This is a genomic window from Anaerobutyricum hallii, assembly GCF_900209925.1.
GTDB lineage: Bacteria > Bacillota > Clostridia > Lachnospirales > Lachnospiraceae > Anaerobutyricum > Anaerobutyricum soehngenii.
The window spans coordinates 34683-53654 of record NZ_LT907978.1 but is presented as its reverse complement, the minus strand read 5'-3'; the positions used below and the strand labels follow the sequence as shown (position 1 = coordinate 53654).

At 37.6% G+C, this 18972-nt stretch carries 14 protein-coding genes; 5 read left to right on the top strand and 9 right to left on the bottom strand.

Going from position 1 to position 18972, the window contains the following annotated elements; genetic code table 11:
• The first annotated feature begins 12 nt into the window (after positions 1–12).
• The gene (gene pckA / locus EHLA_RS00250) at positions 13–1599 is read left to right on the top strand and encodes a phosphoenolpyruvate carboxykinase (ATP) (RefSeq protein WP_096238871.1); all 1587 of its coding nucleotides are present in this window, start codon (positions 13–15) and stop codon (positions 1597–1599) included.
• Between the two features lie 73 nt (positions 1600–1672).
• Here the strand turns inward: pckA and EHLA_RS00245 are convergent, their stop codons facing one another.
• Both EHLA_RS00245 and EHLA_RS00240 read right to left on the bottom strand, forming a co-directional pair.
• Entirely contained in the window at positions 1673–2377 is a 705-nt protein-coding gene (locus tag EHLA_RS00245) for a hypothetical protein (protein ID WP_096238870.1), read from the bottom strand.
• A gap of 203 nt (positions 2378–2580) precedes the next feature.
• Positions 2581–3717 (bottom strand): aminotransferase class V-fold PLP-dependent enzyme, encoded by a 1137-nt coding sequence (locus tag EHLA_RS00240; RefSeq protein ID WP_096238869.1) that lies wholly within the window; start codon positions 3715–3717, stop codon positions 2581–2583.
• A gap of 352 nt (positions 3718–4069) precedes the next feature.
• On the opposite strand from EHLA_RS00240, the gene EHLA_RS00235 reads away from it, so the two are divergent.
• Positions 4070–5392, top strand: a complete 1323-nt coding sequence (locus tag EHLA_RS00235; protein ID WP_096238868.1) for a DUF6273 domain-containing protein — start codon at positions 4070–4072, stop codon at positions 5390–5392.
• 708 nt (positions 5393–6100) lie between these two features.
• Here EHLA_RS00235 and EHLA_RS00230 read toward each other — a convergent pair.
• Positions 6101–7771, bottom strand: coding sequence for a formate--tetrahydrofolate ligase (locus tag EHLA_RS00230; protein ID WP_096238867.1), 1671 nt, complete (start codon positions 7769–7771; stop codon positions 6101–6103).
• Positions 7772–8136: 365 nt separating this feature from the next.
• On the opposite strand from EHLA_RS00230, the gene EHLA_RS00225 reads away from it, so the two are divergent.
• Together EHLA_RS00225 and EHLA_RS00220 are read left to right on the top strand one after the other, a co-directional pair.
• Positions 8137–8700 carry a hypothetical protein gene (locus EHLA_RS00225; protein WP_096238866.1) on the top strand — a complete coding sequence of 188 codons (564 nt, stop codon included), beginning with the start codon at positions 8137–8139 and terminating at the stop codon, positions 8698–8700.
• 33 nt (positions 8701–8733) lie between these two features.
• Positions 8734–9378, top strand: coding sequence for a hypothetical protein (locus EHLA_RS00220; RefSeq protein WP_096238865.1), 645 nt, complete (start codon positions 8734–8736; stop codon positions 9376–9378).
• Between the two features lie 639 nt (positions 9379–10017).
• Here the strand turns inward: EHLA_RS00220 and gltX are convergent.
• Complete coding sequence (gene gltX / locus EHLA_RS00210; RefSeq protein WP_096238863.1) at positions 10018–11466, bottom strand: glutamate--tRNA ligase; 1449 nt, start codon at positions 11464–11466, stop codon at positions 10018–10020.
• Positions 11467–11719: 253 nt separating this feature from the next.
• On the opposite strand from gltX, the gene EHLA_RS00205 reads away from it, so the two are divergent.
• Positions 11720–12427: a DUF4203 domain-containing protein gene (locus tag EHLA_RS00205; protein ID WP_096238862.1), complete on the top strand. Its 708-nt coding sequence runs from the start codon at positions 11720–11722 to the stop codon at positions 12425–12427.
• A gap of 115 nt (positions 12428–12542) precedes the next feature.
• Here EHLA_RS00205 and nrdG read toward each other — a convergent pair whose 3' ends face one another.
• From nrdG to EHLA_RS00180, 5 genes are all read right to left on the bottom strand, one after another.
• A complete protein-coding gene (nrdG, locus tag EHLA_RS00200) occupies positions 12543–13067 on the bottom strand; it encodes an anaerobic ribonucleoside-triphosphate reductase activating protein (protein ID WP_096238861.1) in 525 nt (174 codons plus the stop codon).
• 223 nt (positions 13068–13290) lie between these two features.
• Positions 13291–15453 (bottom strand): anaerobic ribonucleoside-triphosphate reductase, encoded by a 2163-nt coding sequence (gene nrdD, locus EHLA_RS00195; protein ID WP_021906195.1) that lies wholly within the window; start codon positions 15451–15453, stop codon positions 13291–13293.
• Between the two features lie 213 nt (positions 15454–15666).
• On the bottom strand, positions 15667–16806 hold the full coding sequence (locus tag EHLA_RS00190) for an N-acetylmuramoyl-L-alanine amidase family protein (RefSeq protein ID WP_162290846.1): 1140 nt from the start codon (positions 16804–16806) through the stop codon (positions 15667–15669).
• A gap of 43 nt (positions 16807–16849) precedes the next feature.
• Positions 16850–17524 (bottom strand): response regulator transcription factor, encoded by a 675-nt coding sequence (locus EHLA_RS00185; protein WP_021906197.1) that lies wholly within the window; start codon positions 17522–17524, stop codon positions 16850–16852.
• 244 nt (positions 17525–17768) lie between these two features.
• The gene (locus EHLA_RS00180) at positions 17769–18803 is read right to left on the bottom strand and encodes a 3-deoxy-7-phosphoheptulonate synthase (protein ID WP_096241510.1); all 1035 of its coding nucleotides are present in this window, start codon (positions 18801–18803) and stop codon (positions 17769–17771) included.
• Positions 18804–18972: the final 169 nt, after the last annotated feature.

Below are 18972 nucleotides of genomic sequence, written 5' to 3'. Positions count from 1 at the left end.
GGAGGTATTACAATGGAAACATATGGTATCGAGAAACTTGGGATTGTGAATCCTAAAGCAGTTTACCGCAACTTAACACCTGCACAGTTAACAGAGGCAGCTTTAAGAAGAGGAGAGGGCAAACTCTCTAATACAGGCGCACTCGTTGTAACTACAGGTAAATATACAGGACGTTCTCCTAAAGATAAATTCATCGTTGATACTCCTTCTGTTCATGATGACATTGCATGGGGAAGCGTTAACGTTCCTATCACTCAGGAGAAGTTCAATGCTATCCGTTCAAAAGTAGTTGCTTACCTTCAGAACAGAGAAATCTTCATCTTTGATGGTAAGGCTGGTGCTGATCCTGTCTGCACAAGAAAGTTCCGTATCATTAACGAGTTAGCAAGCCAGAATCTTTTCATTCATGAGCTTTTAATTCGTCCTACAGCAGAAGAATTAGAAAACTACGGCGAAGCTGATTTCACAATCTTCGTTGCACCTGGATTCAAGTGTATTCCAGAAATCGATGGAACTCATTCTGAAGCAGCTATCATCGTTGACTATGAACAGAAACAGGTAGTAATCTGTGGTTCTCAGTACTCAGGAGAAATTAAGAAGTCTGTATTCTCTGTAATGAACTTCTTAATGCCAAAAGAAGGCGTGCTTCCAATGCACTGCTCCGCTAACATGGATCCTGAAACTCATGAAACAGCAGTATTCTTTGGTTTATCCGGAACAGGTAAGACTACTCTTTCCGCTGATCCTAACCGTAAATTAATCGGTGATGATGAGCATGGCTGGTCTGACAGAGGAATCTTCAACTTCGAAGGTGGATGCTACGCTAAATGTATCAACTTAAGCGCTGAAAACGAACCAGAAATCTACAATGCGATTAAGTTCGGAAGCCTTGTAGAGAACGTTGTCATGGATGACGAAACTCGTGAATTTGATTTTGATGATGGATCTCTTACAGAGAATACTCGTGTAGGATACCCAGTTGATTATATTTCTAACGCACAGATCCCTGGTGTTGGCGGAATCCCTAAAGTAGTTATCTTCTTAACTGCTGATGCATTCGGTGTACTTCCTCCAATCTCCAGATTAGATGAGAACGCTGCTATGTACCACTTCGTAACAGGATTCACATCCAAACTTGCTGGTACAGAACGTGGAATCACAGAACCACAGCCAACATTCTCCACATTATTCGGTGAACCATTCATGCCAATGGATCCATCTGTATACGCTAACATGCTTGGAGAAAGAATTGAAAAATACAACACAAAAGTATATCTTGTAAACACAGGATGGACAGGCGGTCCTTACGGAGTAGGAAGCCGTATGAAGTTAAAATATACTCGTGCAATGGTAACTGCAGCATTAAACGGAACATTTGATGATGTAGAGTACAAACATGATGAAGTATTTAACGTAGACATTCCTCAGACATGTCCTAACGTACCTTCTGAAATCATGAACCCTCGTGACACATGGGAAGATAAAGCTGCTTACGATGCACAGGCTAAAAAGCTTGCTAAGATGTTCCAGGATAACTTCACTAAGAAATATCCTAACATGCCAAAGAATATCGCAGAAGCAGGTCCAAAAGCTGACTAATTGATACTCCAAAAAAATCCCAGTAAAGGAAAGGCTAAAAAGCCTTCCCCTTACTGGGATTTTTAATATTTACCTATCTACGAACATATTTGGTGTAAATATGGAAATTATGTTTTAATCTTGTTTCATTTTTCTTAGAAACAACATTATAATAATAATATTTTCCATTCTTAAATGCCTTATTCTTAAACTTAGATATTACGACTGTCTTTCCCGGTTTTACTTTCTTAACTTTTTTATATCCTTTATCACTCTTTGTTGACATATACAAAGTAAACTTCTTAACACCCTTTACTTTAGGTACTTTTATCTTAATCTTCTTACCGGATAATTTAACCTTACATATAGCAGTATTAATACCATAACCATAAGACCAGTCAGAAACAGGAACATATTTTTTCTGTGTATAATCATATGCAGTTGCTCTTACTCTATAGTAATAAAGCTGATTCTTTTTTAAATCAAAAAATGCATATAATGCACAATCATCCTGAGCGATAACTTTTTTCTTCGTATGATCTAATAACTGAACTTCATATGTATAATGATTAGAAGAATTACTTGTAACTTGTATTGTGACTGGGCATTTTTTCATAGATTGATTGTAATAAAGGCTATATACTCTATGTGTATATGTATCCGCCTGTACTGTTGCTTGCGCCTGCTCTTGATTTACAGCCTGCACTGCTCCTTTTTCCGCTGCACTTACCGGAGCCTGAAGTGCGAATACCATCATCAATGCCATTGCAAATGCAAAGATTTTTGTAAATTTCTTCATATTCATATCCTCCTTTTATGGTGTTTTCATTATTTACACTGTATTTAGAATAGCATAACTATACTAAGACTTCAATATTTATCGTTATTATTTTGTGCATTTTATCATTTTTGCAAATATCTGGACCGAATATTTCTTGTCATTTTATTCTTTTTAAGCAAGAAAAATCTGCTTATAATTGTCTATTTTTTATTTTATCTTTATTATTCAGATGCAAGCTCCCGAATTGCTTCGATCCCCTGTTTGATTTCTTCTATCGTATTAAAACTTGAGAAACTAAAACGGACAACACCCTGCTCCGTTGTTTCTAGCGCTTCATGCATAAGCGGGGCACAGTGTGCTCCTGCTCTTGTTGCAATTCCATAATCTTCCCAAAGAATTTCACTAACCTTTCCTGCATCCTCGTCCCGAATATTTAACGATACTACAGGCGCTCTTTTTTCCTGGTCAAAGTTACCATACACTCTCACACCCTCAATACGACGCACTCCCTCATAAAATGTCTTCGTAAGAAGCGCTTCTTTTGTATATAACTTTTCCAGGCCTTCCTTCTTCAGATATTTAAGTGAAGCATTTAAACCAGCAATCCCATGTGCATTTATCGTTCCGGCTTCTAAAAGTTCCGGCATAAACTGCGGCTGCTCTTTATCAAAAGAATGTATTCCGCTTCCACCTACCTTTAGCGGGCGAATCGTTATCCCCTTTCTAAGACAGATTCCCCCCGTTCCCTGCGGTCCAAACAATCCTTTATGCCCGGTAAAGCACAGTGCATCAATGTTCATTGCCTGCATATCTATAGGAAGAATTCCTGCTGACTGTGAAGCATCAACAATAAAATGTAATCCATGACGTTTACATGCTTCTCCTATCCTATATAAATTAAGCGCTGTGCCTGTTACATTCGATGCATGCGTACAAACAACCGCTTCCGTATCCGGACGAATCGCCTCTTCAAAAGCTTCACTGGAAATCAACCCATTCTCATCAAGTGGCAAAACAGTAAGCGCAACCCCTGTCTGTTCTTTTAAATATAACGGACGAAGTACCGAATTATGTTCCATAACCGTTGTCACAACATGATTCCCCGGCTGAATCATCCCATTAATTGCCGTATTTAAAGCTTCCGTTGCATTAGACATAAACGCAATCTGCTCCGGTCCCTCTCCATTAAAAAGTTCATTCAATAATTCTCTCGTTTCATAGGCCATTCGCATACTATGTAAAGATGCATCATAAGCACCTCTTCCTGCATTCCCCAAATTCATGATAGCATCTGAAACAGCCTGTGCTACTCCATCTGGTTTCTTTAATGTTGTTGCCGCATTATCAAAATATATCATGCTTTTCCTCCTCGTATACTAATACCATGCCAATACCAAAGAAAATATCATTGCCTTTGAAATTCATTGCAAATTGCATAACAAATTGCACAGCATATTTATCAACACTTACTTTTTCAAGAATGCCTCAGCATTCTGTCTGAATATATTATCACACTTACCGCATTTTTCTCAACATTTATTCCTTTTTTATTGAACAATTTCCATTAGATGGTTTTCTTACGCAAACGCCTTGTATTTTGTCCGAAAAAATGGTAACATAATTTGATTGCAGCTATTCAGATTCGTTTCATTATCACTGAAACACTGAATAATTTTGCCTCACTATATTTTTAGAAAGGAAGAACTTCCCATGAGAAATGATGAAAAAATTGATATCAATCTCACCATCGAAGAAACCCATGATAATTTATCGGAAGAAGAACTGGCTCAGCAGAACTATGAAACTGCCCTCCGATATATTAATATAGCGGAACATATGAATAAGTTTGAAGACCAGGGCAAATATTATCATCGTGCTATCCAATATTTAAAAAAAGTCAAACCTTATAAAGATGTGCGGCCACTTCTTAGAGAACTCAAGAAAAAGAAGTTCAACACACGCGCAGAAGGGAAAATAGAATTATATAAAGAAGCATGTCATATTCGTGATAAAGCAAAAACACCGAATGACTACTACTCTGCTCAAACAATCTTTTCTCGTATTTACCACTATGAGCAGACACATCCCCTCGTTGAAAAATGGACAGAGCCTTCTGTATATGCAGAAGCCATCAAGTGTAATGATTCCGAAGAACAGATGAAACTCTGTGAAAAGCTTGCAGATGAGAAAGCTTCCCAGTTAAAACGTCACAGTCTTTTTGTAAGCTGTACCTTCATCGTTTGTATGCTTGCATTACTGTTTTTCACCCGGACAGTTTCCTTTAGACAATGTCTCGCCGGCATTTACTCACATACAGGAAACTATGAAAAAACATGGCAGAACTACGAAATTGTTTATATGAAGAACAAAGATATTTCCGCCCATGAAAAAGCATTAGAATACCGTTACAAATCTGCAAAACAAGCTTATAAAGACGGAGACGAGAATACCGCCTATAAAAATTATAATGCACTTTCTAAAGAAGACTATAAAGACAGTGAATCTAAATTTGTTACATTAGAAAAAGCACGCGTTAAAAACACCAAAATAGGAGAAGTAATTCCTTTTGCCCATATGGACTGGAGAGTACTCGATAAAAAAGATGGAAAAGTACTTTTACTCAAAGATAATGCTTTCGGTTCAACACCATTTGATGACAAAGGGCAGAATGTAACTTGGGAATCTTCTTCCGTACGTGAATGGCTTAACAACAATTTTCTTCAGGAAAGTTTCACTGAAAACGAACGGAACAGTATTTTGGAAACAACTGTAAAAAACACACCAAATGCAACCTATAAAACTCCAGCAGGTAATAATACGAAAGATAAATTCTTCTTACTCAGCTGTGATGAAGTTGCAAAATATTATGATGCCATTCATGAAACAAAAAGCTGCTGGTGGCTTCGTACTCCAGGAGCAGCCGAAAACTCTATGAGCTTTGTATACAAAGATAAAACCGTTATGGATTATGGATATGAAGTAACCAATACTAATATCACTGTAAAACCAGCAATGTGGTTAAATATAGAATAAGATTTAATATAGACGAAAAAAGAAAACATACCATATCCCATCTGCTCTGTAGTCGCTGTATTTAAGATGCTCGTCCGCATCTTAAACACGCTCCGAAGTCGCATCTGGGATATGGTATGTTTTCTTTTTTCTGGCTATTCTAAATCTACAGTTGGTGAGCATGGAGATTAAATGCTAATTTGAGGGACTAAAGAAACGAAAAGCAGAAATTTACTATAGAAGAAAATGTGAAGATAGTCGCGGCGTAGAAAATGTCTGACCGACATTTTTACTGGCTCTGACATCACGTTTTCTTCTATAGTAAATTTTTGCTTTTCTGTTTTTTGGCGCCAGATGAAATCAGGATTTTGTGTAGAAAAAATAAGGGGGGCTCCCCAGAAGTGAGTATCTTTCTGCTGAATTGCATTGAGGTTTCTAAGGAAAAGAGATTGTCCAGAAGTATACAATTTCTATTCAAATGAAAAACTCCAGAAGAAATGCGTCAATCCTTTAGACTTTAATTTCCCGGAAAGTCATGTCCTTCTGGTACATTTCACGTTGCCCAACTGTAGATTTAGATAGCCAGAAAAAAGAAAAAATGATATATCCCAGATGCGGCTTCGGAGCGTGTTTAAGATGCGGATGAGCATCTTAAATACAGCGACTACAGAGCAGATGGGATATATCATTTTTTCTTTTTTCGTCTACATTAAATCTACAAATCAGGATTTAGAATAATCCTGTGATCTTTCCATTATCATCTACATCAATGCCAAATGCTGCTGGTTTTTTTGGTAATCCCGGCATTGTCATGATTGCTCCGGTAAGGATTACAACAAAACCTGCTCCGGCATTTACGAAAGCATCACGTACATGAATGTTAAAACCTTCCGGACGTCCTAATTTTGTCTGATCATCAGAAAGAGAATACTGTGTTTTTGCCATACATACTGGCAGATCACCGAATCCTAAATCTGTAAGTTTCGCAAGCATTTTTTCTGCTGCTGGCTCATATGTCACTCCATCTGCACCGTAAATCTCTTTTGCGATGGTTTCTACTTTTTCTTTTAAAGGTGCATTATCTGGATAAAGTACTTTGAAATTACTTTCTTTTTCTTCTAATGTTTTCAATACTTTCTTGGCGAGTTCAATTCCACCTTCGCCGCCTTTTGCCCATACTTCAGACAGAGCGAATTCACATCCTCTTTCTTCACAGAACTGACGGATAAAGTCGTGTTCTGCTTCTGTATCTGTAACAAACGCATTTAAGGTTACAACGATAGGCACACCAAATTTCTGAAGATTTTCGATATGTTTTTCAAGATTACAGATACCTTTTTTCAACGCATCCATATTTTCTTCTGCAAGGTCTGTTTTTGGAACACCACCATTATATTTTAAAGCACGAACTGTTGCTACTAATACAACTGCGTCTGGCTTTAAGCCTGCCATACGGCACTTAATATCCATGAACTTCTCTGCCCCAAGATCTGCACCGAATCCAGCCTCTGTAATGGCAATATCAGAAAGCTTTAACGCCATCTTTGTAGCTCGTACACTGTTACATCCATGTGCAATATTAGCAAATGGTCCTCCATGAACGATTGCGCCTGTATGCTCTAATGTCTGTACCATATTTGGCTTAATCGCATCTTTTAATAATGCTGCCATAGAACCAACTGCATTAAGCTGTCCTGCAGTTACAGGATTACCATCCACATCATATGCTACAATAATCTTTGATAAACGTTCTTTTAAGTCTTTAATGTCTTCTGCAAGACAGAGAATCGCCATAATTTCTGTTGCTACTGTAATGACGAAATGATCTTCTCTTACATAACCGTCTACTTTTCTTCCAAGACCAATGACAATATTACGAAGAGAACGGTCATTCATATCCATACAACGTTTCCAGATTACCTGTCTTGTATCGATACGAAGCTCATTTCCCTGCTGAATATGATTATCCAGAAGTGCTGCTAATAAGTTATTTGCAGATGTGATCGCATGGAAATCACCTGTAAAATGAAGATTTAAATCTTCCATAGGAACTACCTGGGAATATCCGCCTCCAGCAGCTCCGCCTTTTATTCCGAAACATGGTCCAAGAGAAGGCTCACGAAGTGCAAGAACAGACTTCTTTCCTAACTTCTCTAATGCCTGTGCAAGACCAATACTTGTTGTTGTCTTTCCCTCTCCGGCAGGAGTTGGGTTAATCGCTGTCATTAATACAAGTTTACCATCTGGTTTCTCATCAAGACTGTTCATAAACTCATCAGAAAACTTAGCCTTATACTTTCCGTATAATTCTAAATCATCTTCTGTAATCCCATAATTCGCAGCTACATCCTTAATTGGAAGCATTGTTGCCTCCTGTGCAATCTGAATATCTGTTTTCATATCCTTCTTCCTTTCATTTTAACACATATAAATACTTTACACACTTTCTCTTCTGCTTTATACCCTACCATATTTACTATATTTTTAAATAAATTATTGGGGTAAAAACAAAAAGGGCAACTTCAAAAGAAGCTGCCCAGACGGTCGGCTAATAACAAGATGTCTCCATCCCACCGGCTACACTGTGTCTCTTCACATATCCGTCAGTAATCGGAAATTCTGCATTGGCAGATTTGATATGTATATCTTTACACACTTCCAGAAAAAAGTCAACTTTTATTAAAAAATATCATCTACGACATTTCCAGATATTATGATATACTATTTTCATCACTACATCATTATATGAAAAGGAGAGAAAACAGATGAAAAAAACATTAAAAAGATTAACTACCATCCTCATGGCTGCTGTCCTGTGTTTTAGCGTGGCAGTACCAACTCAGGCAGCAGGTAACAGAACAAAAATGATGGCCGCCTACCGAAATTTTATGGAAAAAAGAACAAGCTACTATGATCAGTTTGCCCTTATTTATTACAACAATGATTCCAAACCAGATTTATTCTACAGCAACTATGTAGATAACGCTGTATACACATACAAAAAGGGTAAGCTCGTACGCTTATACAGTAACAGTTCTACGGGTGTTTATTCCCGATATTATCCAAAGAAAAGAGTATTAGTTGGTTCTTATGCACATATGGGAACATCCACAGACACCTATTATCCTTCTTCTGGAGCCCGTATCAGTAAATCAGTAGGGTATGGAATCAGCAAACCTATTTACAACAAAATTACTAACAATAACTATAAAACAATCTCAAAATCTACATTCAACAAAACTCTGAAAAAATATGTAGGTTCCAAAAAACAAAAGAAAATTAAACTCTACCGCAGCACAGAAACTAACAGAAACAAAATATTAAAGTAACTATCTTGTTGCATTATGCAAAGGGGGATTTTTATGAAAAAATCGAAACCATCCAGACAGCTCATTCTTGTTGCTACGTTAACCCTGTGCATGCTTTTTACATTATTCGCACCTGCAACTAATGTAAACGCTGCCTCCAAACGAACAAAAGCATTAACTGCTTACCAGAAAAAGCTCAAAAAGCTTGATCCTAAAATGTACAAATTTGCGTTAGTCTATTTAGATAAAGATGCTGTCCCTGAACTTCTCATCAGCCCAACTTACAGCGTACATGTCAGTTCAGGAGAAGTTTATACATACACTGGCAGTAAGGTTAAAGAGTTAAAATATGCCGGCAGCGATTTTGGTCGTCTTGTCTATTCCAGAAAGAAATCTGTCACATGTAATTCTGCATGGATTAATGGATACGGCGCAATTTCAACATTTTATCGTTTTAACAAAAAGGGAAAAGAAACAAAACTCAAAAAATTCGAAGAAATTGTAAATCCAAAAATTTCTTACAAAATTAACGGCAAAAAAGTATCCAAGAAAAAATATACATCAGAGTATAAAAAACTGGAGAAAAAGTATCCTCTAAAATCGCTTTATCCAGAGGGTAACTTTACCATTACCACGCAAAACATCAATAAGCTTACAAAGAATTATAAATCCTTCCTTCGAACAGGAGACAAATTCTAGTTTGCGCAGGCAAACGAGACGCCCTCTGAAAGGGTTTAATAAGACAGACGAACTTCTAAAAAAGGATAATGTAGAAAATGCTCAGTAGTCGCTGCGAGCAAAATGCCTTGAGCGACATTTTCACGCGCTCCGAGTCGCATTTTCTATATTATCCTTTTTTAGAAGTTCTGTGTTTTGGCTGGACTTTTCAGTGGGCTGTGTTTTAGGCTAGAATTTATTGTTGGAGGGGGAGGGGAATCAGACAGAGGATTGTGGAAGATATAAGGAGATGAATCCAGACGGACTGACAAAAAAGATTTGAAAATAAAAACTGATGTTTTAAGTTGCTTATTTCTATAAGGGTATATTAAGTTACTCTCTCAGCGATTCTACCGAAATAGGGTGCACATGATTGTTAATATATTTCAAAATAATCATAAAAACAAAATTACAGGAATTAAAAATTCTATTGTCCGCCACTCATCGGCTTGAAACAAAACAGTCCCAGAGACTTTCCAATACTGTCAAAATGCGACTCGGAGCAAGTGAAAATGCCGACCGAGGCATTTTACTCGCAGCGACTACTGAGCATTTTGACAGTATTGGAAAGTCTCTGGGGCGTCTGTTCATCCAGTCAGCTGCGCTGACAACCTGGAATTTCTAGCTTAATTTCTCAATGGCAGCTTTCATTCTGCTTACTGTTTCTTCTTTTCCGATGATTTCCATAATTTCGGTTGCTCCACCTGGAGTCATACGCTTTCCAGAAACAGCAGTACGAACTGGCCACATAACGAAGCCTGGCTTGTAACCATTTTCATCTGCAAATCCACGAAGCATCTGATATAATGCATCATTTGTAAAGTCTTCCTGTGCTTCGATTACTGGAAGTAATTCCTGTAATACTGGTAAAGACTTCTCTGCATTTGTTTTATTTTTCTTGTTCGTGTACATATCTACATCGTATTCCGGAACTTCTTCAAAGAAGTCGATCATCTCTCCGATTTCAGGGAATACTTCGATTCTTGTTTTAACAAGTGCTGCAATCTTCTTTAAATCTATATCTTTCTTGATGACTTCTTTGATGTAAGGTTCTGCCATTTTGTAGAAAGTATCAAAGTCCATTGCTTTTAAATATTCTCCGTTCATCCATTTAAGCTTAACCATGTCAAATACGGCTGGGGACTTACTGATGTGTTTATAGTCAAACGCTTCTACTAACTCTTCTAAAGAGAAGATTTCTCTGTTATCCGGTGAACTCCACCCAAGAAGGGCTACAAAGTTTACAACTGCTTCCGGAACAAATCCCTGCTCGATTAAATCTTCATAAGAAGAATGTCCTGAACGCTTAGAAAGCTTCTGATGTTCTTCATTTGTAATTAACGGACAATGGATATACTTTGGTTCTTCCCATCCAAATGCCTTGTAAAGATGTGTGTATTTTGGTGCAGAAGAAAGGTATTCATTCCCTCTTACAACATGTGTGATCTGCATCAGATGATCATCTACTACATTGGCAAAGTTATATGTTGGATATCCGTCAGATTTGATAAGGATCATATCGTCAAGCTCTTCATTCGGCTGTGTGATATCTCCGTAAATCTCATCATGGAATGTAGTCTCGCCCTCATTCGGCATATTCGCACGAATGACAAATGGCTTGCCTGCTGCCAGATTGGCTTCTACTTCTTCTTTAGAAAGATACAGGCAGTGTTTATCGTATACGCTGATTTCCTTTCCACCTACGTTCTGTTTTAAAGAATCTAATCTTTCCTGATCACAGAAACAGTAATATGCCTCGCCTTTTTCGATAAGTTTCTTTGCATAATCCATATAAAGACCGGATGCCACTCGTTCACTCTGAACATAAGGGCCAAATCCGCCATCTTTATCCGGACCTTCGTCATGCTTTAAACCTGTTGCCTCTAAAGTACGGTAAATAATACCCAGTGCTTCCTCACAATAACGTCCCTGGTCTGTATCTTCTATTCTTAAAACGAAATCTCCACCTTCATGCTTTGCGATCAAATACGTATATAAAGCAGTACGAAGATTTCCGACATGCATTCTTCCTGTAGGACTTGGTGCAAATCTTGTTCTAATCTTTGACATCTCTAATTCCTCTCTTTCCCAATCTATACAATGTAACTTTAAAATGTAACTTTAAACAGTTACAAATCAACTCGTATTATCATATCATCTTTTCACGTAAAAATCTATAAAATACTCTATCTGAAATAAATTGCAGAATATACTTTATTATGTTAAGCTAAAAATCAGTAGAAACAGAATTTAAAATAACATCATTAATAAAAAATGAAAAACAATCTAATTTTTTTAATCCAATACGAAAGAAGGTATTTTTATGTTGTCCCTGTTAAATATTGACTACAGCTCCCTAATGGGCACTCTTCCATTGAATTCCGGAAGCAGCGACAGCCTGAACAGTTTTATTAATAATGGTTTTCTCGGACTCATAACCGAAGCCGATACCACTTATAAGATCGTTGGCTCTGTAATTGCTCTTGTCTTTGCTCTTCTTGGATGTTTCTTTGGTTATAAACTGTCCAAAGTTTTTATGAGTATTACCGGTTTCATCATTGGACTCTTTATCGGCCAGATCGCTGCATCCCAGCTTCTTCATGTCGAAGGTTTTGCATCCGTTCTCTGCATTATTCTTGGCGGTGCGGTCATTGCAGCTCTTGCCCTGTGGATTTACCGGATAGGAATTTTCATCCTGTGTTTTACCTTTGCATTTAGTGCTGCAGGTACATTATTTTCATTTGAAGGAGATATCCAGTTCTTTATCAACATAGTTGCCGGGCTTATTGTTGGCGTACTTGCTGTAAAATATATGCGTCCGGTTATTATCCTTACTTCCGCAATCGTATGCGGTTCTTCCGCTGCCGGACTTCTTCCTGGTGTTGCAGAATATATGGGAATTACAAAGTTTTCTTCCACAAACTCAAGTGCAACGTTAACACTTGCGCTCTGCAGTTTAGGAATAGCTGTGCAGTTTCTCACAACAAAAGACCCTGTACCAAAAAAAGTTCCCAGACATAAACATGGATAAATTTAATTTGTAAATTTGATACAGCCAAAAAGGAAGGTTCCGTCGGCAGTTACGGTCGTTAGACCGTTACTGCGACGGAACCTTCTTAAATCCTCTTCTACTATCTTAATGTGCTCTACTGTTCTTCCCATAGAACAACTTTGCCTGTTTCAAGACTCTTTTTTACATCTATTATTCGCTGATTAGAAGAACCACGAAATCTGAGTGTAATATCCTTCTTCGCTTCTACAAATGGTCCGTCTACGAGGTAGTCAATCTGTTCCAACATCTTTTTTGTATACTTCCACTTTGGAATCATTCTATTTAAAATATCCTTTTCAAAAACATATCCTGTAAAGCACCAGATTGTTTTTTCTGGAAAACGTTCTTTTACTTTTTCAAGAAATGGAAGGAGGGCTTCCTGATTCATATATTCCATAGGCTCACCGCCTAATACTGTAAGACCTGATATATACGAAGGCTCTAATAATTTTAAAATCTGCTCTTCTGTTTCTGCTGTAAAAGGCTGTCCAAATTCAAAACTCCATGTTTCCTCGTTAAAACATCCTTTACAATGATGCGTACATCCGCTTACAAAAAGGGACACTCTGACACCGGGTCCGTTCGCAATATCACACTTCTTGATCTCACCATAATACATAATATATCACCTCTTCCAAAAAATTAAACAGAGTGTCTGTTCTAAAATGTGTTTAGTTAATAGTTATATTTTACAATATCCACACTCTATTTACAATCCGTTATTTTATATATTTTAGGGCGAAAATGGATAGATAATCAACATCTCTTCTCATCTTCTCTCTGTCAAAAATAAAGAAATGGAAAAAGCGCCCTCTTTGATATGGGCGCTCTTCCGGTTTTGTCTACAAATGCATTACTCTTTCTTTAATTTCCTGTGTTCTTCCCTGATTCCAGAACTGTGTTCCGATATATCCACAGGTTCTTCTTGCTACATTCATCTTTGCCTGATCCTGATTACCGCAGTTTGGACACTCCCAGATCAGCTTGCCATGTTCATCGCTTATGATCTGTATTTCTCCCTCATAACCGCAGCACTGGCAGTAATCACTCTTTGTATTAAGCTCTGCATACATAATGTTGTCATAAATATGTTTCATAACCGCTAATACCGCATCAATGTTATTCTGCATATTTGGAACTTCTACATAACTGATCGCTCCTCCTGGAGAAAGTTCCTGGAACTGTGCTTCAAAACTTAATTTATCAAATGCATCGATTTCCTCTGTTACGTGAATGTGATAACTGTTTGTAATATAATTCTTATCGGTTACTCCCGGAATAATACCAAAACGTTCCTGAAGGCATCTGGAAAACTTATACGTTGTGGATTCAAGTGGCGTTCCGTAAAGACTGAAATCAATATGACTTTCTTCTCTCCACTTTGCACAGGCTTCGTTCATATGCTTCATTACTTCAAGTGCAAATGGCTTTGCTTCCGGGTCTGTATGACTCTTTCCGGTCATATATCTTGTACATTCGCAAAGTCCTGCGTAGCCAAGAGAAATAGTCGAATATCCATTATACAGAAGTTTATCAATTGTCTCACCTTTTTTAAGTCGTGCTAATGCACCATTCTGCCAGAGAATCGGAGCTACGTCAGATGGTGTTCCTTTTAAACGGTTATGACGATACATAAGTGCCTCATGACATAATTCAAGGCGCTCATCAAATATCTCCCAGAACTTCTCCATATCCTTACCAGAAGAACAAGCTACATCTACTAAATTGATGGTTACTACGCCCTGATTAAATCTTCCGTAAAACTTCGGTTTATCATTCTCATCATGATATACAGTTAAGAAAGAACGGCATCCCATACATGGATAACAGTTTCCATCTTTTAACTTCTTCATGATTTTCTCTGAAATGTAATCCGGAACCATACGTTTTGCTGTACACTGGGCAGCTAACTTTGTAAGATACCAGTATTTACTTCCTTCATGAATATTATCTTCTTCAAGAACGTAAATCAACTTAGGGAACGCTGGTGTAATATATACACCTTTTTCATTCTTAACACCAAGAATACGCTGGTTGAGCATCTCTTCGATGATCATAGCAAGGTCATCTCTTGCCGGACCTTCTTCTACCTCATCCAGATACATAAATACCGTAACAAATGGAGCCTGTCCGTTTGTTGTCATCAATGTGATTACCTGATACTGAATAACCTGGACACCCTGTTTTACTTCTTTTCTTACACGCATTTCTGCGATTTCATTTATCTTCTGCTCATTCATTTCCAGACCTTCTGCTTCAAATTCAGCGCGAACATCTCGACGATATTTTTCACGACTGATCTGCACAAAAGGAACCAGATGGGAAAGTGTAATACTCTGTCCGCCATACTGGGAACTTGCAATCTGGGCAACTGCCTGTGTTGCAATATTACATGCTGTAGAAAAGCTCTTTGGCTTCTCGATCATAACGTCACTGATCACTGTTCCGTTTTGAAGCATATCTTCCAGATTCACCAGACAGCAGTTATGCATGTGCTGTGCAAAATAATCAGAATCATGGAAATGAATCACTCCACTCTCATGTGCCTCAACGATTTCCGGTGGAAGAAGGAAACGTCTTGTGATATCCTTACTTACCTCACCTGCCATGTAATCTCTCTGTACGCTGTTCACTGTTGGATTCTTATTAGAATTCTCCTGAATCACTTCTTCGTTATTGCACTCTAACAGACTTAATATCTGTTTATCTGTAGAGTTAGACTTTCTAACCAACGCTCTTTTATAACGGTAAGTAATATAATTACTTGCCAGACGGAATGCCTTCTGGTTCATGATCTGATTCTCGACTAAATCCTGAATCTCCTCTACATTAAGAGCACGATTCATTCCGTCACAGATAGTTTCTACATTCTCTGCAATCTTCTCTACCTGTTCGTCACTTACTTTTTCTGCTTCTACGACGCTGTTATTTGCACGCTTAACCGCTGCAATGATCTTACTTCGATCAAATTCAACTTCCATTCCACTTCTTTTAATGATCTTCATACCAACACTCCAATTATAAATTTTTAAAAATTACGCATTGCCATTGTAACACATAATTTTGTATGATGCAATGATACTTTATACAACATATTGTGTTTTAGTCGCATAAAAATCTCACAGCAACACAAAATATTATCTTGCTGTGAGATTTGCCAATACCCATTATATGATTTTTCTCTGCAAATATCAATATGCTCTATGAATAATCTTCTATTAATATCTGCCTTCTTTTTTCATCAAATTAACAACAGCATTATATAATGCTTTTCCGTACACACTTGTATTTGCCTTCATTCTTGCCGCTTCCGTTTTATTACTGATAAATCCATATTCAATCAGACATGCCGGCATCTTGGTATGTTTTAATACGTAAAGATTTGGACGGTCTACTAATCCTCTGTTCGTAAATCCTGTCGCTGCAACTGCCGCACTCTGCATTGCTGTTGCCAGCTCTTTAGATGTTAAGCCATTCTTCTCTGTTACAGAATTTCTGCTCTTACTCCACAAAGTTTCTGTCCCATGTGCAGAAGCACTTGCAGAATTGATATGAACACAGAGGAACATATCTGCATCTCTATTGTTAGCAAGGTTCGCTCTCTGAGATAAACTTGGGTATGTATCTGCTGTTCTCGTATAGTAAACCTGGAATCTGCTGTCATTATCAAAAGATCTTTTTGCTGCAAGAACGATTGCCAGTGTCAGATTCTTCTCTGCCATTCCATTCCCGGAAGCTCCTGAGTCAGAACCACCATGTCCGGCATCAATAACAATCTTAATCTTTTCTTTACTATCTGTTGTATCCGTTCCTCTGTCTTCTGTCGTCGGAGCTGTTGTATTAGAAGCACTACTCTTTGTTGTACCTGAAATACGAATCTTTCCACCAGATAACTTATAATTAATTCCTAATCGTGTACATACACTCTTTAACGGAACAATCCATCTTCTTCTGCCGGTAGCAGTATACGTTCCATGAATAACCGGCGCTCCCATCTGACTTTTCACGCCATTCGTCACAGCCTTTCTGCTATCTGCCTTTAGAACAACGGTATTCGGACCGTAGGACAGTGTCATTTTATTTCCCTTAGTAGTTACCTTAACTTTTAAACCACTGTTTTTAAATATCGCTGCAACCGGTCCCATATAGGAGCCTGACTTTTTAAAAATAGGATTCTTCGTCAACCCAATCTTCTTTCCGTTCACATAACAGTACTTCATCCGACCGGAATAAGAGCTTGTTACTCCCTTTACGGTTCTTACACGAACCTTTGCAGCCGCATCTGTGCTGATTGGTGTAATCAGACATGCACATAACAATAATACCGCGAATATACTAACAATTCGCTTCACTTTCATTATTCTCGCCTTCCTCTCTTTTACAATTGTGAGTTTATCATCCTTAAATATCAAAACAGTATCCAACCCCATAAACTGTCTTAATATAAGGATATTCCTTAGTTAACTTCGCTCGTAGTTTCTTTACCAGCGTGTCTACGCTTCGGTACCCGCCAATATAATCAAATCCCCATACAGAATCAAGAATCTTATCTCTGGATAAAATCATACCTTTATGCTTTATAAAATACTCCAGTAAATCAAACTCCTTCGCTGTTACCTTTAACGGTCTGTCCGCAAGATAAATCTTTCTTCCTTCATAATCAATAGATAAGGCACCTACAGCTTCTACTGCATTCCGCTTCTCCACTGTCCTTCGTATGATTGCCTCTACATGCGCCTCTATCAACGGTAACGGTGCCGGCTTTACCATATAATCATCTATCTTCTTAGAATAGGCATATAACTGACTGTCCAGCTTATCATCCTGTGACAACATTAAAATAGCCATGTCAGAATACATTCTTATCTTCTCAACTGTCTCATATTCTCGCCGTTTTGGTATATCTACATCAAAAATCAGCAGATCCGGTTTGTTCTTTCCTCTGGAAAGAATCTCTCCTGCTTCATCATATTCTGTGCACCAGATTACATTATAACCGCTATCTTCGAAATAAGCTGTCATCTCTTTACATTCTGCTTCTTTCTTGCTTAAAATCAGTAATCTGCCTGTAAGCATTCGACATCTTCCTTTCATTCTTAGTTGTTAAAATTATATTACAAGATTATGGCTCAAAAATGACTTATTTAAAATTATTGTAACATAATCAACATCACAGAACAACCCTTGGTACCATTTTACATAATTCCCCCATAAAATTCAATATCCGGTTTAAAAAAACCGGATATTTTTAAAATACTGTCTATTAAATTGTAGCATTTATAAATAATTATGTAATTAGCACCGAAATCCATTTACAACATTATAGTAAATCTGCAATTTCGTAAATTAATCTTTCTGACTTTTCCCAGCCAAGACAAGGATCTGTAATCGACTTACCATAACATCCTCCACCAATCGGCTGATTACCATCTTCAATGTAACTTTCGATCATCAGACCTTTTACAAGTCCTTTGATATCTTTAGAAAGTCTGCAGCTATGCAGTACTTCCTTTGCAATACGAATCTGTTCAAGGTAATGCTTACCGGAATTCGCATGGTTTGTATCAATAATCACACCTGGATTTTTTAATTCATGTTCCTGATATAATTCAAAAAGTTCATTTAAATCTTCATAATGATAGTTCGAGTATGTTTTACCATGCTTATCTACATATCCTCTTAATAAAGCATGTGCATAAGGATTACCAAGAGACTGTACTTCCCATCCACGATAGAGGAATACATGCTGCCCCTGCGCTGCTGTGATAGAATTCATCATAACAGATAAATCTCCACCTGTCGGATTCTTCATTCCTACAGGAATTCCTACACCGCTTGCTGTCAGACGATGCTGCTGATCCTCTACAGAACGTGCTCCGATTGCAACATAGGATAACAGATCCGAAACATAACGATGGTTTTCGGGATACAGCATTTCATCCGCACAAGTAAGTCCACTTTCAAGAATTGCTTTCTGATGTAACTCACGAACAGCAATAATTCCCTGCAACATATCCGGCTTCTTCTCCGGATCTGGCTGATGAACAAGCCCCTTATATCCCCCACCGGTTGTACGAGGTTTATTCGTATATATTCTTGGGATGATCATAATCTTGTCTTTTACTTTCTCCTGTACCTTTGACAATCTTGTTACATAATCAAGAACAGCATCTTCTCTGTCAGCAGAACATGGCCCTATAATTAATAATAACTTATCAGACTTACCCTCAAAAATTCTTCGAATCTCAGGATCTCTCTCCTGCTTAATCTTTACAATTCTCTCATCAGCAGGAAACTGCTCCTTTAAATCCTTTGGTACCGGCAGTTTCCTAAAAAATTTCATATCCATATCCATAATCGTCTGTACTCCTTTATACACTTTCATTTTTGTAAAAATAATTGCTTATTATTAAATCTTCCTTATCCTACCATAAATTTTTCATTTATTCAACACTTTTTAGCTTTAAAGTGAAGAAAAAAATATTTTTTTTACTTTTTTCCATGTATGCCTTATAATTATGAAA

Coding starts and splice junctions, on each gene's coding strand:
- EHLA_RS00190 (WP_162290846.1), bottom strand. CDS start 16,806: ATGAAAGTGAAGCGAATTGTTAGTATATTCGCGGTATTATTGTTATGT.
- pckA (WP_096238871.1), top strand. CDS start 13: ATGGAAACATATGGTATCGAGAAACTTGGGATTGTGAATCCTAAAGCA.
- EHLA_RS00240 (WP_096238869.1), bottom strand. CDS start 3,717: ATGATATATTTTGATAATGCGGCAACAACATTAAAGAAACCAGATGGA.
- EHLA_RS00235 (WP_096238868.1), top strand. CDS start 4,070: ATGAGAAATGATGAAAAAATTGATATCAATCTCACCATCGAAGAAACC.
- EHLA_RS00185 (WP_021906197.1), bottom strand. CDS start 17,524: ATGCTTACAGGCAGATTACTGATTTTAAGCAAGAAAGAAGCAGAATGT.
- EHLA_RS00230 (WP_096238867.1), bottom strand. CDS start 7,771: ATGAAAACAGATATTCAGATTGCACAGGAGGCAACAATGCTTCCAATT.
- gltX (WP_096238863.1), bottom strand. CDS start 11,466: ATGTCAAAGATTAGAACAAGATTTGCACCAAGTCCTACAGGAAGAATG.
- EHLA_RS00220 (WP_096238865.1), top strand. CDS start 8,734: ATGAAAAAATCGAAACCATCCAGACAGCTCATTCTTGTTGCTACGTTA.
- EHLA_RS00245 (WP_096238870.1), bottom strand. CDS start 2,377: ATGAAGAAATTTACAAAAATCTTTGCATTTGCAATGGCATTGATGATG.
- nrdG (WP_096238861.1), bottom strand. CDS start 13,067: ATGTATTATGGTGAGATCAAGAAGTGTGATATTGCGAACGGACCCGGT.
- EHLA_RS00205 (WP_096238862.1), top strand. CDS start 11,720: ATGTTGTCCCTGTTAAATATTGACTACAGCTCCCTAATGGGCACTCTT.
- nrdD (WP_021906195.1), bottom strand. CDS start 15,453: ATGAAGATCATTAAAAGAAGTGGAATGGAAGTTGAATTTGATCGAAGT.
- EHLA_RS00225 (WP_096238866.1), top strand. CDS start 8,137: ATGAAAAAAACATTAAAAAGATTAACTACCATCCTCATGGCTGCTGTC.
- EHLA_RS00180 (WP_096241510.1), bottom strand. CDS start 18,803: ATGGATATGGATATGAAATTTTTTAGGAAACTGCCGGTACCAAAGGAT.